9 protein-coding genes are annotated in these 16,304 nt (G+C 71.5%); 5 read left to right on the forward strand and 4 right to left on the reverse strand.

Going from position 1 to position 16,304, the window contains the following annotated elements; translation table 11 throughout:
• Nucleotides 1-4: 4 nt before the first annotated feature.
• The 5 genes from AB0L65_RS04025 (at nucleotide 5) to AB0L65_RS04045 (ending at nucleotide 8,439) form a co-directional block, all read left to right on the forward strand.
• A complete protein-coding gene (locus AB0L65_RS04025; RefSeq protein ID WP_364240071.1) occupies nucleotides 5-3,058 on the forward strand; it encodes an ABC transporter permease in 3,054 nt (1,017 codons plus the stop codon).
• Entirely contained in the window at nucleotides 3,055-5,619 is a 2,565-nt protein-coding gene (locus tag AB0L65_RS04030) for an FtsX-like permease family protein (protein ID WP_364240073.1), read from the forward strand. Before AB0L65_RS04025 ends, AB0L65_RS04030 begins: the two co-directional genes overlap by 4 nt.
• On the forward strand, nucleotides 5,616-6,533 hold the full coding sequence (locus AB0L65_RS04035) for an ABC transporter ATP-binding protein (protein WP_192791084.1): 918 nt from the start codon (nucleotides 5,616-5,618) through the stop codon (nucleotides 6,531-6,533). The genes AB0L65_RS04030 and AB0L65_RS04035 overlap by 4 nt, the downstream gene beginning before the upstream one ends.
• Nucleotides 6,526-7,218, forward strand: a complete 693-nt coding sequence (locus tag AB0L65_RS04040) for an ABC transporter ATP-binding protein (RefSeq protein WP_364240074.1) — start codon at nucleotides 6,526-6,528, stop codon at nucleotides 7,216-7,218. Before AB0L65_RS04035 ends, AB0L65_RS04040 begins: the two co-directional genes overlap by 8 nt.
• An 87-nt stretch (nucleotides 7,219-7,305) precedes the next feature.
• Nucleotides 7,306-8,439: an epoxide hydrolase family protein gene (locus AB0L65_RS04045; RefSeq protein WP_364240076.1), complete on the forward strand. Its 1,134-nt coding sequence runs from the start codon at nucleotides 7,306-7,308 to the stop codon at nucleotides 8,437-8,439.
• A 17-nt stretch (nucleotides 8,440-8,456) separates the two neighbouring features.
• Here the strand turns inward: AB0L65_RS04045 and AB0L65_RS04050 are convergent, their stop codons facing one another.
• From AB0L65_RS04050 to AB0L65_RS04065, 4 genes are all read right to left on the reverse strand, one after another.
• On the reverse strand, nucleotides 8,457-9,518 hold the full coding sequence (locus AB0L65_RS04050) for a zinc-dependent alcohol dehydrogenase family protein (protein ID WP_364240077.1): 1,062 nt from the start codon (nucleotides 9,516-9,518) through the stop codon (nucleotides 8,457-8,459).
• Between the two features lie 425 nt (nucleotides 9,519-9,943).
• Complete coding sequence (locus AB0L65_RS04055; RefSeq protein WP_364240078.1) at nucleotides 9,944-10,837, reverse strand: helix-turn-helix transcriptional regulator; 894 nt, start codon at nucleotides 10,835-10,837, stop codon at nucleotides 9,944-9,946.
• An 895-nt stretch (nucleotides 10,838-11,732) separates the two neighbouring features.
• On the reverse strand, nucleotides 11,733-12,704 hold the full coding sequence (holA, locus tag AB0L65_RS04060) for a DNA polymerase III subunit delta (RefSeq protein ID WP_364240079.1): 972 nt from the start codon (nucleotides 12,702-12,704) through the stop codon (nucleotides 11,733-11,735).
• Nucleotides 12,705-13,384: 680 nt separating this feature from the next.
• Nucleotides 13,385-15,670, reverse strand: coding sequence for a ComEC/Rec2 family competence protein (locus AB0L65_RS04065; RefSeq protein WP_364240081.1), 2,286 nt, complete (start codon nucleotides 15,668-15,670; stop codon nucleotides 13,385-13,387).
• Nucleotides 15,671-16,304: the final 634 nt, after the last annotated feature.

Raw genomic sequence — 16,304 nt, forward strand, 5'->3', positions numbered from 1 at the left:
ACACATGCGGGGGCCGTTGGTCGTCAAACGTGCGCTCAGCGAGCCGCTGCTCCTCCTGGCCGCCTTCGGCTCGATCCTCCTGGCCACGACCACGCTGGTCGCGCTGACGATGTACGCCTCCTCCATCGCGGACGCCGGTGTCCGCAGGACGATGGAGACGGCCTCGTACCGCCAGACCGCCGCCACCGTCAGCGCCCCCGTGACGGCCGAGACGTTCCCGAAGTTCGACCGGTCGGTACGCGCCGAGTTCGCCAAGGCCTACGCACGGCCGCCCGCCGTCACCACCAGCTTCCGCTCCGACTCCTACGTCATGCCGGGCCAGGACTCCCAGGAGCGGCCCGAGCTGCTCAGGTTCGGCAGTTACGACGGGCTCGACCAGCACGCCAGGCTCGTATCCGGCTCCTGGCCGCGCGCCGGCGGGGACCGGGTGGAGGCCGCGATCTCGCTGTCGGCGGCCTCGGCGACGGGGCTCAAGGCGGGGCAGGAGTTCACCACGAAGGGCCGCCTCGACCCGCGCCCGGTCACGGTCCGCGTCGTGGGCGTGTTCCAGCTCAACGACCCGTTCGGCGAGCGGTGGGCAGGTGAACAGCTGCTCAGCCGGGGCGTGGAGCGCGGCGAGTTCACCACGTACGGGCCGCTGATGGTGCCGCGCGAGACGTTCGTCGCCCGCTTCGCCACGAGCGTGAACGCGACCTGGACCGCCGTACCCGACCTGCGCACGCTCACGCCCGCCCAGCTGCGCCCGCTGGCCGGAGCGATCGACCGGCTGGGCGAGCGGCTGAAGGCGGACGGCTGCGGCAGCTGCGTGGCCGCGAGCCGCCTGCCCGAGATCCTGACCCAGCTCGACACCGCGTCCCTGGTGGCGCGCTCCACGATGCTGATCCCGGTGCTGCAGCTGCTGTTGCTGGCCGCGTATGCGCTGATGCTCACCGCCCGCCTGCTCGCCGACCACCGCCGCATGGAGGTGGCGCTGCTGCGCTCGCGCGGCGCGGGCACGGTGCGGCTGGCCGCGCTGGCGGGCGGCGAGGCGCTGCTGGTGGCGGTGCCGTGCGCGGTGGTCGCGCCGTTCCTGGGCCCGCCGCTGCTCGCGCTGGTCAACCTGCTGCCCTGGATCAGGGCCTCAGGGGTACGGCTGGCGCCCTCGGCGGACCTGGGCACGTTCCTCGTGTCGTTCGGCGTGGCCCTGGCCGCGGCCGTCCTGCTGGTGCTGCCGGCGCTGGCGGGCGCGCGGCGCACGTACGTGGAGGAGCAGGCGGCGCGCGGGCGCGGCGGCGGGCGCGGGCTGATCGAGCGGGCGGGCGCCGACCTGGCGCTGCTGGTCGTGGCCGGGCTGGCGATCTGGCAGCTCCAGCGCTACGGCGCGCCCGTGACCGCGACGGCCGCGGGCGGGCTCGGCATCGACCCGCTGATCATCTCCGGGCCCGCCCTGGCCCTGCTCACGGGCGGCATGCTGGGGCTGCGGCTGGTGCCGCGCGTCTCGAAGCTGGCCGAGCGGGTGACGTCCAGGCGGCCGGCGCTCGCCCCGGCGCTGGGGGCCTGGCAGGTGAGCAGGCGGCCGCTCAAGTACGCGGGCCCGGCGCTGCTGCTGACCATGGCCATCGCGATCGGCATCGTGTCCATGGCCACCGCGTCCACCTGGCGGGCCTCGCAGGCCGACCAGGCCCGCCACCAGGCCGGGGCCGACCTGCGGCTGTCCGGTCCCCCTGACGGGCCGGAGCTGGGGGCGCTCGGGCGCGGGACGGCGTTCACCGCGCTGCCCGGGGTCACGGCGTACTCGCCGGGATTTCGCGGGCAGACCGAGGTGAGCGGCGAGAGCGCGCTGCTGCTCGGCCTGGACGCGGGCAAGCTCGGCGAGCTGTTCCACCTGCGTGCCGACCTGTCCGCGCAGCCGGTCGGGGAGATGTCGCGGGCGCTGGTGGGCGACCGGGCGGGCAAGCTGGACCTTCCCGGGCAGCCGTCGGCGCTCACGCTGCGGGCGGAGGCGGACGGCGAGCTGCCGCTGCGGCTGGTGCTCTCCGACGCGCTCGGCGTGTGGCGCGACGTGTCGCTCGGCGTGCTGCGCAAGGGTGAGAACCGGATCGACGTCGACCTCCGGGCGCTGGCCGGGCGTACCGGGAAGATCACGTACCCGCTGTCGCTGCGCGGCCTGGTCACGGGCACCCCCCAGAGCCCCGCGAACCTGACCCTGACCGGCCTCAGCGCCGACGGCCGCGAGGTGGCGACGCCGCCGGTGTCCATGAAGGTGACGCGGCCCGCGGCCGCCGGCCTCGTGCCGCTGCCGAAGCCCGGACCGCTGCCGGTGGTGCTCACCGCCGACCTGGCCGCCTCGCTCAAGCTGGCCGTCGGCCAGGTCGGGCCGGCCAGCATCGACCGCAGGGTGCTCCAGGTGAAGGTGGTGGGGGTCGTGGACAGCATGCCGACCACCCCCGCGGGGCAGAAGGCCGTGCTCGCCGACTGGGGGACGCTGCAGACGTACGAGCTGGCCGCGGCGCAGCTGCCCAGGCCCGCCACCGAATGGTGGCTCGCGGCCGGTGACACCGCGCCCGCGGTGAAGGCGCTCCAGACGCGGCCCGAGTGGGACGTGACCGCGCTCGACCAGCGCAGGCTGGCGGCCGAGCTCCGGGACGACCCCCTGGCCAGCGGGTTGCAGGGGGCGCTGATGCTCGGGTTCGCGGCGGCGCTGGTCTTCGCGACGCTCGGGTTCCTGGTGAACGCGACCGTCGCGGCCCGGGAGCGCATGGGCGAGTTCGCGATCCTGCGGGCGCTCGGGGTGAGCTCCCGGCAGGTGTTCGGGGTGCTGGCGGTCGAGCAGGCGTTCGTCATCGGGCTGTCGCTCGTCGCGGGCACCGGGCTCGCCGTGGTCGTCGGCATGCTGGTCGTGCCGCACATCGTCCTGACCGGGCAGGCCTCGGCCGTCACCCCCGGCGTCGTGCTCGACATCCCGTGGGCGGCCACCGCGGCGATGCTGGCGCTGGTGGCCGCGGTGCTGATCGCCATCGTGGCCGGGCTGGCCCGCCGCCTGCGCGGGCAACACGGGCAACTCGTGGAGGAACGGTGAGAATCGCCCTGCTCGCCCGCGTGCACCTGGGCACGATGGCCGTGCTCTTCGTGCTGGCGCTGAGCGCCTGCCTGCTGGTCGCGGGGCTGCCCAGGGCGATGCAGGCGTCGTTCGACGAGGCGCTGCGCCGCTCACTGGTCGCCGCCCCCGCGGTGCAGGCCGACCTGACGGTGTCCGTGGAGTCGCGTTCGTCCGAGGAGGACCTGCACGAACGCGGCCAGTTCGACGCCCGCGACCGCCGCTGGCGCAAGATCCTGCCGCCGGCGCTGCGCCCGCTGGCGACCGGCGCGGGCCACATGAGCGCCAAGACCACCTCGACGCCCGTGACCGGGACCCGCGGCCATACCCACATGAACCTGGGCTGGCTCTCCGACGCGGACCGGCGCGTGGACTGGGTCCAGGGACGGGCTCCCGGCAAGCCCTCGACCATGCGGTACGAGGGCGCGACGATCCCGGTCTTCGAGGTGGGGATCGTCGCGGACGCCCTGCCCGAGCTGGGCTACAAGGTGGGCCAGACCAAGATGGTCGGCGAGAACGACTACGCCGCCCTGAAGATCGTCGGCGCCTTCAAGGCCAAGGACCCCCGTGACCGCTACTGGTCCCACAACGTCGACCTCCTGCAGGTCATCAAGGCGCAGACGCCGGGCAGCGACGAGCTCGAGAAGCACGTCACGACGCTGATCCCCGAGGAGGGGCTGACCGCGCTCAGCGGCGAGGGGCGCAACCTGTCCTACCACTGGGTCCTGCCGATCGACGCCCGTGGCGCGAGCGCGCTGGCCGCGCCCGACCTCCAGGCGGCGGTCGCCGAGTTCGGGCGGGTGGCCGCGCTCCAGTCGACGGGCAGCCCGTACCACCTGGACACCGGGCTCTCCAAGCTGCTCGGCGACTTCCTCGCCGAGGTGGCCACCGCGCAGACCGTGATGTACCTGGTGCTCGGCGGGCTGCTGGCGGTGGCGCTCGGCGTGATCGCGCTGGTCGTGCTGCTGCTGGGCAACCGGCTCGATCACACGCTGTCCCTGGCGCGGGCGCGCGGCGGGTCGCTGCGGCAGGTGGCCGGGACCGGGGCGCTGCTGACCGGCGTCGCGGTGCTGCCCGCCGCGCTGGCCGGGTACGGGCTGTCGTTCCTGGTGCCCGGGCCCGCGCTGCCCATCGTGCACCTGGGGCCCTTGGTCGTGGTCGTGGCGGCCGTCGGGTTCGCCGGGGCGCGGCTGGCCCTGGTCCATCGAACGCCGCTGCACGAGCGCCGCGACGACGTGTCCGCCGGCCGGCCCTCCGCCCGGCGGGTCACGCTGGAGGTGCTGGTCGTGGTGCTCGCCCTGGTCGGCGCGTACCTGCTGCGGGCCCGTGGCGCCTCGCAGGATCCGTTCCTGCTCCTGGCGCCCGTCGGTCTGACGCTGGCGGCGGCGTTGATCACCTTGCGCTGCTATCCGTACCCCTTGCGGCTGTTCGTACGGCTGGCCGCGCGCGGGCGGGCGGCCGTGCCGTTCCTGGGGCTGACCAGGGCGGCCAGGGCGCGCTCCGCCGGCGTGCTGCCCGTGCTGATCCTGCTGCCCGCGCTGGGCGTGTCGGTGTTCGCCGCGGTGATCTCCGGCGGGATCGCGGACACGCAGCGGCTGGCGTCCTGGCAGCAGGTGGGCGCGCCGATCAAGGTGACGTCGAACTTCGAGATCCCCGCCGCCTCGATCGACCGCGTGCGGGCGACGCCCGGGGTCGAGCAGGTGCTGATCGCGCAGACCGGGCGGGTGCAGGTCGGGTACGGCGCGGAGCGGGCCGAGGCGCTCGCCGTGGACGTGGCGCAGTGGCGCCGGATCCTCGACGGCGCCCCGATCAGCGTTCCCCCGCTGTCCGACGGCGCGCTGGTCTCCCCGGAGCTGCGGGGACGGGGGACGTTCGAGATCGGGTGGCAGTCGCGGGTGAAGCTCGCCACGCGGGGCGTGGTCGAGTCGGTGCCCAGTTTCTTCACCTCGGGCAAGTTCATGGTGGTGCCGCTGAGCGTGCTGACCCGGCCCGCCCCGAACACCCTGCTGATCAAGGGCGACGTCTCCCCTGACGTGCTGGCGCGGCTGGTCCCGTCCGCGACCGTGGAGTCGCAGGAGGGGACGCTGAGCGCCATCCAGGACGACCCGCTCACCAGCACCGTGCGCTGGACGCTGGTCGTGGTGACGGTGGCGCTCGGCTCGTACGCGCTCGTCGCCGTCGTGCTGGCGCTCGTCATCGGCGCCGCCGAGCGCGCCAGCGCGGTGTCGTTCCTGCGCACGCTCGGACTGTCGGACCGGCAGGCGCAGCGGCTGACCGTGCTGGAGATCCTGCCCATGATCCTCATCACCGCCCTGGTCGGGCTCGGCCTGGGTCTCGGCCTGCCGTACGCGCTCGGGGCCGGCGTGGACCTGTCGTCGTACGCCGGGGACCTGCCGGTCGGCGACTACTCGCTCGACCTGTTCGTGCCTGTGCTGCTGGCGGGCGGGCTCACCGCCGTCGCCGTGCTCGGCGCGTACGCGCACACCGCCATCAGCCGCCGCCGCAACCTCGGCGCCGTCCTTCGAGTGGGGGATCTCTCATGAACCCGACCCTGTCCGAGCTGGAAGCCAGGGCCACGCGGGAGAAGGCCGCGTTCGGCGGCGACGCGCACATCGTGTGCGACAACCTCGTACGCATCTACAAGACCGAGGGCGTGGAGGTCGTCGCGCTGCAGGGGCTCGACCTGGTGATCGACAAGGGCGAGCTGGTGGCCATCGTGGGCGCCTCGGGGTCGGGCAAGTCGACCCTGCTCAATGTGCTGTCCGGGCTGGACGTGCCGACGGCCGGGGTGGCCAGGGTGGCGGGGATGGACCTGCTGTCGATGAACGCCCGCGACCGGCTGCGGTACCGGCGGTCCGTGGTGGGCTTCATCTGGCAGCAGACCGCGCGGAACCTGCTGCCGTACCTTTCCGCCAGGGAGAACGTCGAGCTGCCGATGAAGCTGGCCGGTCGCCGCGGGGGCCGCGCGCTGGAGCTGCTGGAGCTGCTGGGGGTCGGGTACTGCGCAGACCGCAAGATTCCCGAAATGTCGGGCGGCGAGCAGCAGCGGGTCGCCATCGCCGTCGCGCTCGCCAACTCCCCGCAGCTCATCCTCGCCGACGAACCCACCGGCGAGCTGGACAGCGAGACGTCGGAGCAGGTGTTCGACGCACTGCGCAAGGCCAACAGGGAGCTGGGGGTGACCGTGGTCGTCGTGACGCACGACCCGCTGGTGTCGGAGCAGGTGGACCGCACGGTGGGCATTCGCGACGGGCGTACCAGCAGCGAGACGCTGCGGCGCGAGGGCGCCGAGGGGCAGATCGTCGCCGAGGAGTACGCCGTGCTGGACCGGGTCGGGCGGCTGCAGCTGCCGCGCGACTTCATGAACGCGCTCGAGATGGAGCGGCGGGTGCGCCTCGAGCTCGAATCCGACCACATCGGCGTGTGGCCCGCCCGGGAGGAGCCCTCTGATGACTGACTCGCCCCTGGTCGTGGTGGAAGGGCTGCGCAAGGTCTACCGGACCGGGCCCAAGGAGGTCGTGGCGCTGCGGGAGGTGTCGTTCTCGGTGTTCCCGGGCGAGCTCGTCGCGGTCCGCGGGCGGTCGGGGTCCGGGAAGACGACCCTGCTCAACCAGATCGGCGGCCTGGACAAACCGGACGCCGGACGGGTGGTCGTCGCCGGGCACGAGGTCACCGCCATGTCCGAGGACGACCTGCTGGCCCTGCGCCGCGACGTGGTGGGATTCGTGTTCCAGTCGTTCGGGCTGATCCCGGTGCTGTCCGCGGCGGAGAACGTGGGGGTGCCGATGCGGCTGCTCCGGACGCCGACGGAGGAGCGGGAGGCCCGCATACGCCTTCTGCTCGCGCTGGTGGGGCTGGAGCAGCACGCCAACCAGCGGCCGTACGAGCTGTCCGGGGGGCAGCGGCAGCGGGTGGCCATCGCCAGGTCCCTGGCGAACCGGCCCCGGCTGCTGGTGGCCGACGAGCCCACGGGGCAGCTGGACTCGCAGACCGGGCGGCAGATCATGGAGCTGCTGCGGGCGGTCGTACGGAGTGAGGGGGTCACGGCTCTGGTCGCCACCCACGACCCCAGCTTGATCACGCTGGCCGACCGGGTCCTGGAGATCAACGACGGCATCATCCACGAACCCGCCCTCACCTGACTCACTCCACTGAGCCGCTAATCCGGTTGATCCGGACCGCCGAGCGGTGGTAGGCCAGTGGGACGTTTCAGCTGATCGGAGATATGCGTGACTCTTTCGCCGTTCCGCATCGAGGTACCCGGCGACGTGCTGGACGACCTGCGAGCTCGACTGCGCGCGACCAGGTTCACGGACCGCACCGGCGCCAATGCCTGGCAGGCCGGAGCCGACCCCACGTACCTGCGGGAACTGGTGACGTACTGGGCGGAGGACTTCGACTACCGCGCCAGGGAGGCCGAGCTCAACGCGCTGCCGCACCACCGCGAGCGGGGCCTGCATTTCGTCCGGATCGCCGGAGTCGGCCCCGCGCCCATGCCCATCCTCCTCTGCCACGGATGGCCGAGCAGCTTCCTGGAGATGCTCCCTCTGGCGGCCCGCCTCGCCGATCCCGCCCGCCACGGCGGCGACCCGGCCGACGCGTTCGACGTCGTCATCCCGTCCATGCCGGGCTTCCTCTACTCCGATCTGCCGCCGGAGCCGCTCACCCGGGCCGCGATGGCGCGAATGCTGCACACGCTGATGACCGACACCCTGGGGTACGACCGGTACGCCGCCTTCGGCGGCGACATCGGCGGAGGGGCCACCCAATGGCTGGCCGCGCTCTACCCGGAGAAGGTGATCGGCATCCACCTGATCCATCCCCCGTTCCCCGCGTCGTTCGACGACCCGCCGATATCGGCGGAGGAGCAGGCTTTCGTGGCGGCCGAGGAGGCGTACGACGAGCTCGACGGCGGCTACAGCGCCATCATGGGAACCCGGCCCGACACCATCGCAGCCGCCCTGATCGACTCACCCGCCGGACTCGCCGCCTGGATAGTCGACAAATATCGGGATTGGAGCGACTGCCACGGCGACCTGGAGTCCCGCTTCGACCGCGACACCCTGCTCACGATCCTGACGCTGTACTGGGCAACAGGCTCGATCGGCACGTCGTTCAGGCAGTACTACGACTGGGCCCACAACACCCCCCGCCCGCCCATCACGGTGCCGACAGCCATCACCCTCAGCCACGAACCGGTCCTGTCCGGCATCCCCCGCTCGATCGCCGAACGCGCCTGCACGGACCTCCGCCACTGGAGCGAACCCGGCCGCGGTGGCCATTTCCTGGCCCTGGAGGAGCCCGCGCTGATGCAGGAGGAGCTCACAACGTTCTTCCGCCCTCTCCGCCCAACCGCGAAGTAGTCAGGTCGAGCGCGGCTCTACGGGTGGAGAAGCACCTTGATCGCGCGGCGTTCGTCCATCGCGGCGTAAGCGGCGGTGATGTCGGACAGGGGCATCTCCGCGTCGAACACGCGTCCCGGCTGGATGGTGCCGTCCAGGACGTCGGGCAGGAGCTCGTCGAGGTAGCTGCGAACGGGCGCGACGCCACCGCGCACGCCGACGTTGGAGCTGAACATCGTGCCGACCTCCAGGGGGCCGCCGTAGGGCACGCCGACGAAGCCGACTTGACCGCCGGGCCGAGCCGAGCGCAGCGCCTGGTCCATCGACTCCTTCGTGCCGACGCATTCGAGAACGGCGTCGGGACCGATTCCGTCGAACATCTCCTTGAGTTCGGCGATACCCGCGTCGCCACGCTCGGGGACGATGTCGGTCGCGCCGAATTGGCGTGCGAGTTCCTGCCGGTCAGTGTGGCGTGACATGGCGACGATGCGCGATGCCCCGAGGCGCTTGGCCGCGATGACGGCGCAGAGTCCGACCGCGCCGTCGCCGACCACGGCGACGGTTGAGCCCTCGCTCACGCCGCCCGAGACGGCGGCGTGGTGGCCGGTGGGCATGACGTCGGACAGCGTCAGCAGGCCCGGGATGATCGAGAGGTCGGGCCGTCCGGGGACGACGACGAGCGTGCCGTCGGCGAGCGGGACGCTTACGCGCTCGCCCTGGCCGGCGTCCGCGGAGCCCCCGGTCCGGGGGTCGCTGCCCCAGAACCCGCCGTGGAGGCAGTGGACGCTCCAGCCGTTACGGCAGTTGATGCAGGTGTTGTCGCAGATGTGGAACGGCGCGATCACGAAGTCGCCGGTCCGAACATTCTCGACGTTCGCGCCGACCTCCTCGACGACGCCGACGAACTCATGTCCGATGCGCCGGGGCGCCTCGACCTTGTCGATACCGCGGTAGGGCCACAGGTCCGAGCCACAGACGCAGGAGGCGACGACGCGGACGATCGCATCCAGCCCGCAGCCCGGTCCGTCGGTCGCCAGGACCGGGTCGGGGACGTTCTCCAGACGAACGTCTCGGTCGCCGTGAATGATTGCGGCCTGCATATTTCCCCTTTAATAGTCATGCGTGTCGTTTCCGCGTTGTCCACGCTAGGGGCGGGTTCGCGGCGGTGGGAGTCACTGTCAGTGACCCCCAAGCGCGTCACACCGGCGAGCGGCAAGACCCAGCGCCACATGACGCAGGACCGAACTGCAGAACCGAACAGCGCAGAACCTAACAGCGCAGGACCGAACGCGTGGCGGATCATCGCGGCTGCGGCCTCGTCCTCCTGAGACCGGCCGTTCCCGCGCCGGACCACCGGTCCCGGTAGACGTCATCGCTGTACTCAGGTCAGGCGGCCGTCACCGTGCGCCGGGGCTGCCGGTAGCGATCTCGCGGTAGCGGTAGGCGTATGACGGCCCGCGATGCGCGCCTATCGCGCCGACCGTGGCGGCCAGGAACCCGGCCTCCACGGTCCCAGAACTCCCGCTTACGCGCTGCGGGCCGTACGCCACCGCGCGTGCTGGTCGTTCGCGTCGTCGCGCGCCCAGAGCGCCAGCAGTTTCAGCGAATCGTAGGCGGCCGTGCCGGGCTCGGGGTTGAAGACCAGGATCGACAGGTCCGGGTCGGCAGCCAGATAGAGGCTCTCGTACGGCAGGTCCATGCGGCCGACGACCGGGTGGTCGACCGGCTTGATCCCACTCGAGTGGCGATGCACGTTCTGGGACGCCCATCGGGTGGCGAACTCGTCATTGTCGAGCAGGTCCTCGATGAGGTCGGCGAGGTCGTGATCGTGCGGCTGCACGCCGAGCTCCGCGCGCAGGATCGCGGCGATGTTGTCAGCGACAGAACTCCAGTCGACCCACAGCGCGCGGGCCGCCGCCTCGTTCCGGAAGTGGAACCAGGCGGCGTTCACCGGGTCGCGTGTACCGTCGTACATCGGCGCGTACAGGGCCCGGCCCACCAGATTGGCGGCGACGATGTCCAGGCGCTTGTTCAGCGCAAACGCCGGCACGTCACCGAGCGCGTCCAGCAGGTACTGCACCTGCGGCCGCACGTACCGCACGATCCGCACAGGTGCGCCGCCCTCGCTCGAAGCCAGAAACAGCCGGCCAAGGTGCTCACGCTCGACGTCGTCGAGACGCAGCACGCGCGCGACGGCATTGATGACCGACGGCGACGCGCCCGCCGCGTCGCCACGCTCCAGGCGCGTGTAGTACTCGACGCTGATGCCCGCCAGCAGAGCGACCTCCTCCCGGCGCAGCCCCTTCACCCTGCGCCGCAGGTCGCGCCCGGGGATGCCGACGTCGCCGGGACTCACGCGGGCGCGACGAGTCACCAGGAAATCGCGGATCCGAGCGCGAATCTCTCTGTTGTCAGCCATACCTCCAGGTTATGAGCCTGGCCCGAGGACTCCCTTCTCAGTGCCCCTCACCACCGCTCTCAGTGCCCCTCACCACCGCTCTCAGTGCCCCTCACCACCGCTCTCAGTGCCCCTCACCACCGCTCTCAGTGCCCCTCACCACCGCGAGATCCATGCCCCATTGACCCCGGACCCGCGTCCCGACAACCCCTGACCAAGCAGCACGGCCCGCCCCAGCCGCCCCTAGGCATCCGGCCGCCTGCCCTCGCCCCCAACACCCGGCCGCCTGCCCTCGCCCCCAGCCACCCAGCCGTCTGCCCTCGCCCCCAGCCACCCCCGCGAGCCCGGCAGCCCCGGCACCCGGTACTCGCCGCGCGAGCCCAGCGGCCCAGGACCGGGGCCGGAACCCTGACCTTCGCCAGCCCAGCGGCCCGGCACCCGGCACCCAGCACCCAGCACCCAGCACCATCGCCTGGCCCAGCTCGCCTTCACCACCCCCAGCGGCCCAGGGCCGGGGCCGGGGCCCTGCACCCGCGCCAGCCCAGAGACGCGGAACCCTGCACCCGGCCCGCTACCGCCTGGCCCAGCCCGCCTTCACCACCCCCCAAGCGGTTCCGTGACGCGTGGGCCGACCCCTCATCGCCTGACACTCGCCCACTCTTTTGTCACCCGCCCGGTTACCGTTCGACGTGCCCTGCGAACGTCCGCTCCCGCACCCCAGCCCACGCTCAGCCGACGACCTAAGCTGCCTCCGTACACGCGCTGCCGACCACACGCCCGACCAGCCCGTTCACCGCTCCACCCCATACGCCGAGCCGACGCCCAAGCCCGACCTCGATGGCCCGGTACAGCCAGTCCGTATGGGCCTGCCCGGCCTGGCACCTACCGAGACCCGGGATGGAGCATCGACCGCCGGCTACCGCCCCGTGCGGCTGGCCACGATCACCTGCACCGCGTGCTCCAACGCGTACGCCGGGTCCGCTCCCCCGCCCTTGACCTGCTCATCCGCACTCGCCACAGCCTGGATCGCCCTGGACAGCCCTTCAGGCCCCCACCCGTTCAGCTGCCGCTTCACCCGATCGACCTTCCACGGCGGCATGCCGACATGGCCGGCCAGCTGCCCGCCTCGGAGGTTGCGGGGTGCGCTGCCGACCTTGGCCAGCGACCGCAAGCCCCCGGCCAGCGCACTCACCAGCAGCACGGGGGCGACCCCAGTGCCGAGAGCCCACCGCAGTTGCTCCAGCACGTCGGCCAATCGGCCCTCGACAGCGGAGTCGGCCACGTTGAACCCGGTGACCTCGGCCCGGCCCTTGTGATAGCGGGTCACGGCGGCCGCGCTGATCGTCTTGTCCTCCGTGTCGAACACCAGCTGGCTGCACGCCGCCGCCAGCTCCCGCAGGTCGTTGCCCACGGCGTCGAGCAACGCCTGAGCCGCGTCCCCGGAGATGCCCCGCCCGGCCCGCTTGAACTCCCCCTTGATGAAGTCCAGCCGCTCGCCCGCCTTGGTGACCTTGTTGACCGTGACCACCATGGCCCCGGCCTTCTTCACCCCGTCGACCAGCGCCTTCCCCTTCACCCCGCCCGGATGCGACAGGACGAGCACGGTGTCGTCGGAGGGCTGCTTGGCATAGGTGACGACCTCGGCGATGACGTCCTTGGAAAGATCCTGAGCCGACCGGATCACCACCACGGAACGATCGCCGAAGAGCGACGGAGAGGTCAGCTGCGTCAACTCACCGACCGCGACCTTCCCGCCCATGAGGTCTTGCACCTCGGCCTGCGAGTCGCCGGCCCGCGCCGCCGCGACGACGCTGCTCACCGCCCGCTCGGCCAGCAGCTCCTCATCACCGAGGACCAGGGTCACAGGTGCTGGATCGGTTCCCGCCATGTCAGGCAGCATGCCATGCGTCACCGACAACCCGGTACTCGGAGCACACCCGTACACGCCGCCGGGCCCTGACGCCCTTCGCAGCTCCGGCCCGCACCGCAACCCTCAGGCTCGGCCCGCAGCCCTTAGGCCCGATCCGCAACCCTCAGGCTCGGCCCGCAACCCTCAGGCCCGATCCGCAGCCCTTAGGCCCGATCCGCAGCGTGCACTGTCGCGAACACAACGGAAACGACCACGCGCAGCTCCAGCCCTCACGGCCATACGCACCCGGACACCCACCGGCGCAGCTGAGGGTGCGCCGCCCCCTGCACCCACCAGACCGCAGCTGCAGGTGCGCCACCCCCTTGCACCCACCAGACGGACCAGGTGCCTCTGGACGCGCTCACCTGAGGGCTCGCGATCCAAGGCGAGACCGCCCGCTCCGGGCACCGTGGCGGGGACGGGCTGTGAAGGCAACGAGCTGTGGGGGGGCACGGGTTGGCGGGCCACGGGCTGTGAAGGGAACGAGCTGTGGGGGGCCACGGGCTGGGGAGCACGGGCTGTGGGGGGCCACGGGCTGGGGAGCACGGGCTGGGGAGCCACGGGGTGCAGGGCCACGGGCCATGGGGACTGCGGGCGACGGGGACTGCGGGCCACGGGACAACGGGAACCACGGACCACAGGGGCCACGCGTATGGGGACTACGGGCCGCGGGGAACCACTGCCATCCGCCCTTCCCGCTCCACGATGGCAAGGTCGCCGGACTGGTCGGTCCGGTAGACGCTGGCTCCCAGCCGACGCAGGATGGCAAGCGTGGACAAGGCGGGATGGCCGTAGTCGTTGTCGGCGCCCACGCTGATCAAGGCCGCCCGTGCGCCGACAGCCGACAAGAAGGCTGGGGATTGCCGATTGGACCCATGGTGCGGGGTCTTGAGGATGTCGGCCTGTATCGCCGTCCGGCGCAACAGCTCGTCCTGCGCCTCCGTCTCCAGATCACCGCTGAGCAGAACGGATCCGGACCGCCAGCGTACGTGGACGACGACACTGGAGTTGTTGATCGCGCTTCCCTCCCCTTGCCCACTCATCTCACCCAAGGCGGGGTCGGGACCGAGCACGGTCAGCTCTGACGGGCCGAAGCGCCACCGAGTTCCGGGTGAGGCCGTCCATTCCGGTATCCCACGGCGTGCCAGCGTGGCCGAAAGATGCGCGATGGCTTTCGCGTTCGTGGGCTGCGGGCTGACGACCACGGCGCCGACGCGCCGGTCGCGGAGCACGCCGGGGAGGCCGTTCACATGGTCGGCGTGCGGGTGGGTGAGGATCAGGAGGGGTACATCGTCGACGCCGATCCTGCGCAGGCACCGATCCATGACGATCGGGTCAGGCCCGGTGTCGACCACGATCCCTCTTCCCGGTCCCGCCGCCACGACCAGCCCGTCCCCCTGCCCAACGTCGCACATCACCATCAACCACCCTTTGGGCGGCCAGGAGCCGACGATAGGCGGGATCACCAGGACGGCGACCAAGACCGCGCCGACCACGGTCATCGCCACGGCCCTCCACGCCCTGCGCCGCAGGATCGGCACGGCGATCGCCACCGCGAGCAGCAGCAACCCCAATCCCGGGAGCCCGCCTGGCCACGGCACGGTGGCGAACGGCAGGTTCACTGCCCAGCGGGCGACGATGATGATCCACCCGACTGCATATCCGGCCGGGACGACGAGAAGCTCCGCGCCGCCGGGCCAGACGGGCGCCACCAGGGCGGCACCGAACCCGAGCAACGTCGCAGGGGCCACCGCCGGGGCGACGAGCAGGTTGGCGATCACGGCGACAGGCGTCAACTGCCCCGACATCAGCACCAGAATGGGCGTCACCGCCACCTGCGCGGCCACCGGCACGACAACGGCCTCAGCCATCCAGCGCGGCCACCGATACGGCACCCTGGAGCCGCTCCCAATCGTCGACGGCAGAGCACACTCCGACTCGAGATCAGGATTCGGGCGCAGGCTGTGATCAGGCTGCACGCCGAGGTCAGGGCGCAGGCTTCGGTCGGGGCACAGGCTGTGGTCCCGATGCAGGACGGGGTCGGGGTCCACGATTCGGTCCGGGTGCAGACTTCCGTCCTGGTGCAGGCTGTGGTCCGGGCGGGAGGCGTGTTGTCGCCGCAGACCTAGCTCATCCTGTGGGTCACGGTCAGGGTGCTTACTGTGTTTTGTGTTGCTCTGATTGTCGGTGTCGTCCTCGGCTTTTGGGGGTGACAGGCGGTCGCGCCAGCGTGGGGCGAGGATGAGGATTCCGGCCGTGGCTGCTACCGAGAGGGCGAAGCCGTACGAACGGGCTAGTTCTGGGGCGAACAGCACCAGGAGGAGGACCGTTGCCGACAGGGCCGCGAGGCCGTCCTTTGCTCGGCCTGTGCCCAGTGCAATGGCGGCGGCAAGGCCCATCAGGAGGGCGCGTAGAACGCTTGGCGAGGGGCGGGCGACCACGGCGAATGCGAGCATCGCGATGGCAGCGAAGACAGCCCTCACCGGGAGGGAGAGCCCGATGAGGCGGGAGAGGGCGAGGGCGGCGCCTGCCACGATTGCGAGGTTTGCTCCGCTTACTGCGTTCAAGTGGCTCAGGCCGGCCTCCTTGAGGTCGGACGACACTTGCGGATCCATGCGTGAGACGTCGCCAACGACCAAACCCGGCAGGAGGCCTTGCTGGTCGGCGGGGAGGGTGGCGGCGGCCGCCCGTAGGCCCGATCTGAGGCTGCCCGCTGCTGTTTGGAGCAGGGACGGGGGTGTCAGGACTCGTGGCGGACCTTGCACCAGGAGGATGGCTGCGACGAGGTCGCCTGGGGTTGGTTTGGCCAGGCGACCGGTCACTTCTACGTGCTGGCTGGGGAGCAGGGTGCTCCAGTCGTGTCCGTTGGCGAAGACGGTGATGGGGACCTTGACGGCCTGGCGGTTGCCGGCTGTTTGGATGATCTCCAGGGTGGCCGGGGTCACGTAGCTCTCTTGGTTGAAGTGACCGCTTCTGTTTTGTCTGCGCTTGGGGTCGTCCGTTAGGGCTATCTGGGCCTTGATCGAGGTGTTCTTCTTGGCGAAGTCGGCTGTTGGGCCGGTGGTCAGGGCGTGGACTCTGAGGGCTATCGACGCTGAGGCAGCGGCCGCGCAGATGAGGGTGGCAATGGTGATGTTGCGCCAGGGGATGGGGTGAGGTGGTCGCCGTGCATCTCGTTGGGGGTTCGGGCTCCGATGCTGGTCGGCCTGGTCGGAAGGGAGGCAGGGTTCTCGCCACGTCCGCAGGAGTGGGGAGGGTGGATCCCATGCAGGGTGGTCGGTGTTGGCGGGTGACTGTGAACGTCCAACCGTGGGCCACGGATGCCGATCCGTGAGCTTGGCGAGCTTGCCGGCCAGGCTCGTCAGCAAGATCGGTGAGTGGGTGGGCCAGGGCCAGATGCGGCTCGCAAGGCGCTGGGCGGCCAAATCCTCGCACCGGGTGGCTGGGTCCCTGTGTTGGGTGGTCCGGATGGTGGGTGCTTGCTGGGATGGGAGGCGGGTGCGCCGCAGCATGGGTCGGGCGGGCCAGGCTACGGCTGCGGCGGCCAGGGCTGTGGATAGGGCGACGATCAGGGCTGTG

This window comes from Nonomuraea sp. NPDC052116 (genome assembly GCF_040680035.1).
In the GTDB taxonomy this organism is placed as follows: Bacteria; Actinomycetota; Actinomycetes; order Streptosporangiales; family Streptosporangiaceae; genus Nonomuraea; species Nonomuraea angiospora_A.

Excerpts from the sequence above, each read along its gene's own strand:
- AB0L65_RS04040 (WP_364240074.1), top strand. The coding sequence starts at position 6,526 with ATGACTGACTCGCCCCTGGTCGTGGTGGAAGGGCTGCGCAAGGTCTAC.
- AB0L65_RS04035 (WP_192791084.1), top strand. The coding sequence starts at position 5,616 with ATGAACCCGACCCTGTCCGAGCTGGAAGCCAGGGCCACGCGGGAGAAG.
- AB0L65_RS04055 (WP_364240078.1), bottom strand. The coding sequence starts at position 10,837 with ATGGCTGACAACAGAGAGATTCGCGCTCGGATCCGCGATTTCCTGGTG.
- holA (WP_364240079.1), bottom strand. The coding sequence starts at position 12,704 with ATGGCGGGAACCGATCCAGCACCTGTGACCCTGGTCCTCGGTGATGAG.
- AB0L65_RS04025 (WP_364240071.1), top strand. The coding sequence starts at position 5 with ATGCGGGGGCCGTTGGTCGTCAAACGTGCGCTCAGCGAGCCGCTGCTC.
- AB0L65_RS04050 (WP_364240077.1), bottom strand. The coding sequence starts at position 9,518 with ATGCAGGCCGCAATCATTCACGGCGACCGAGACGTTCGTCTGGAGAAC.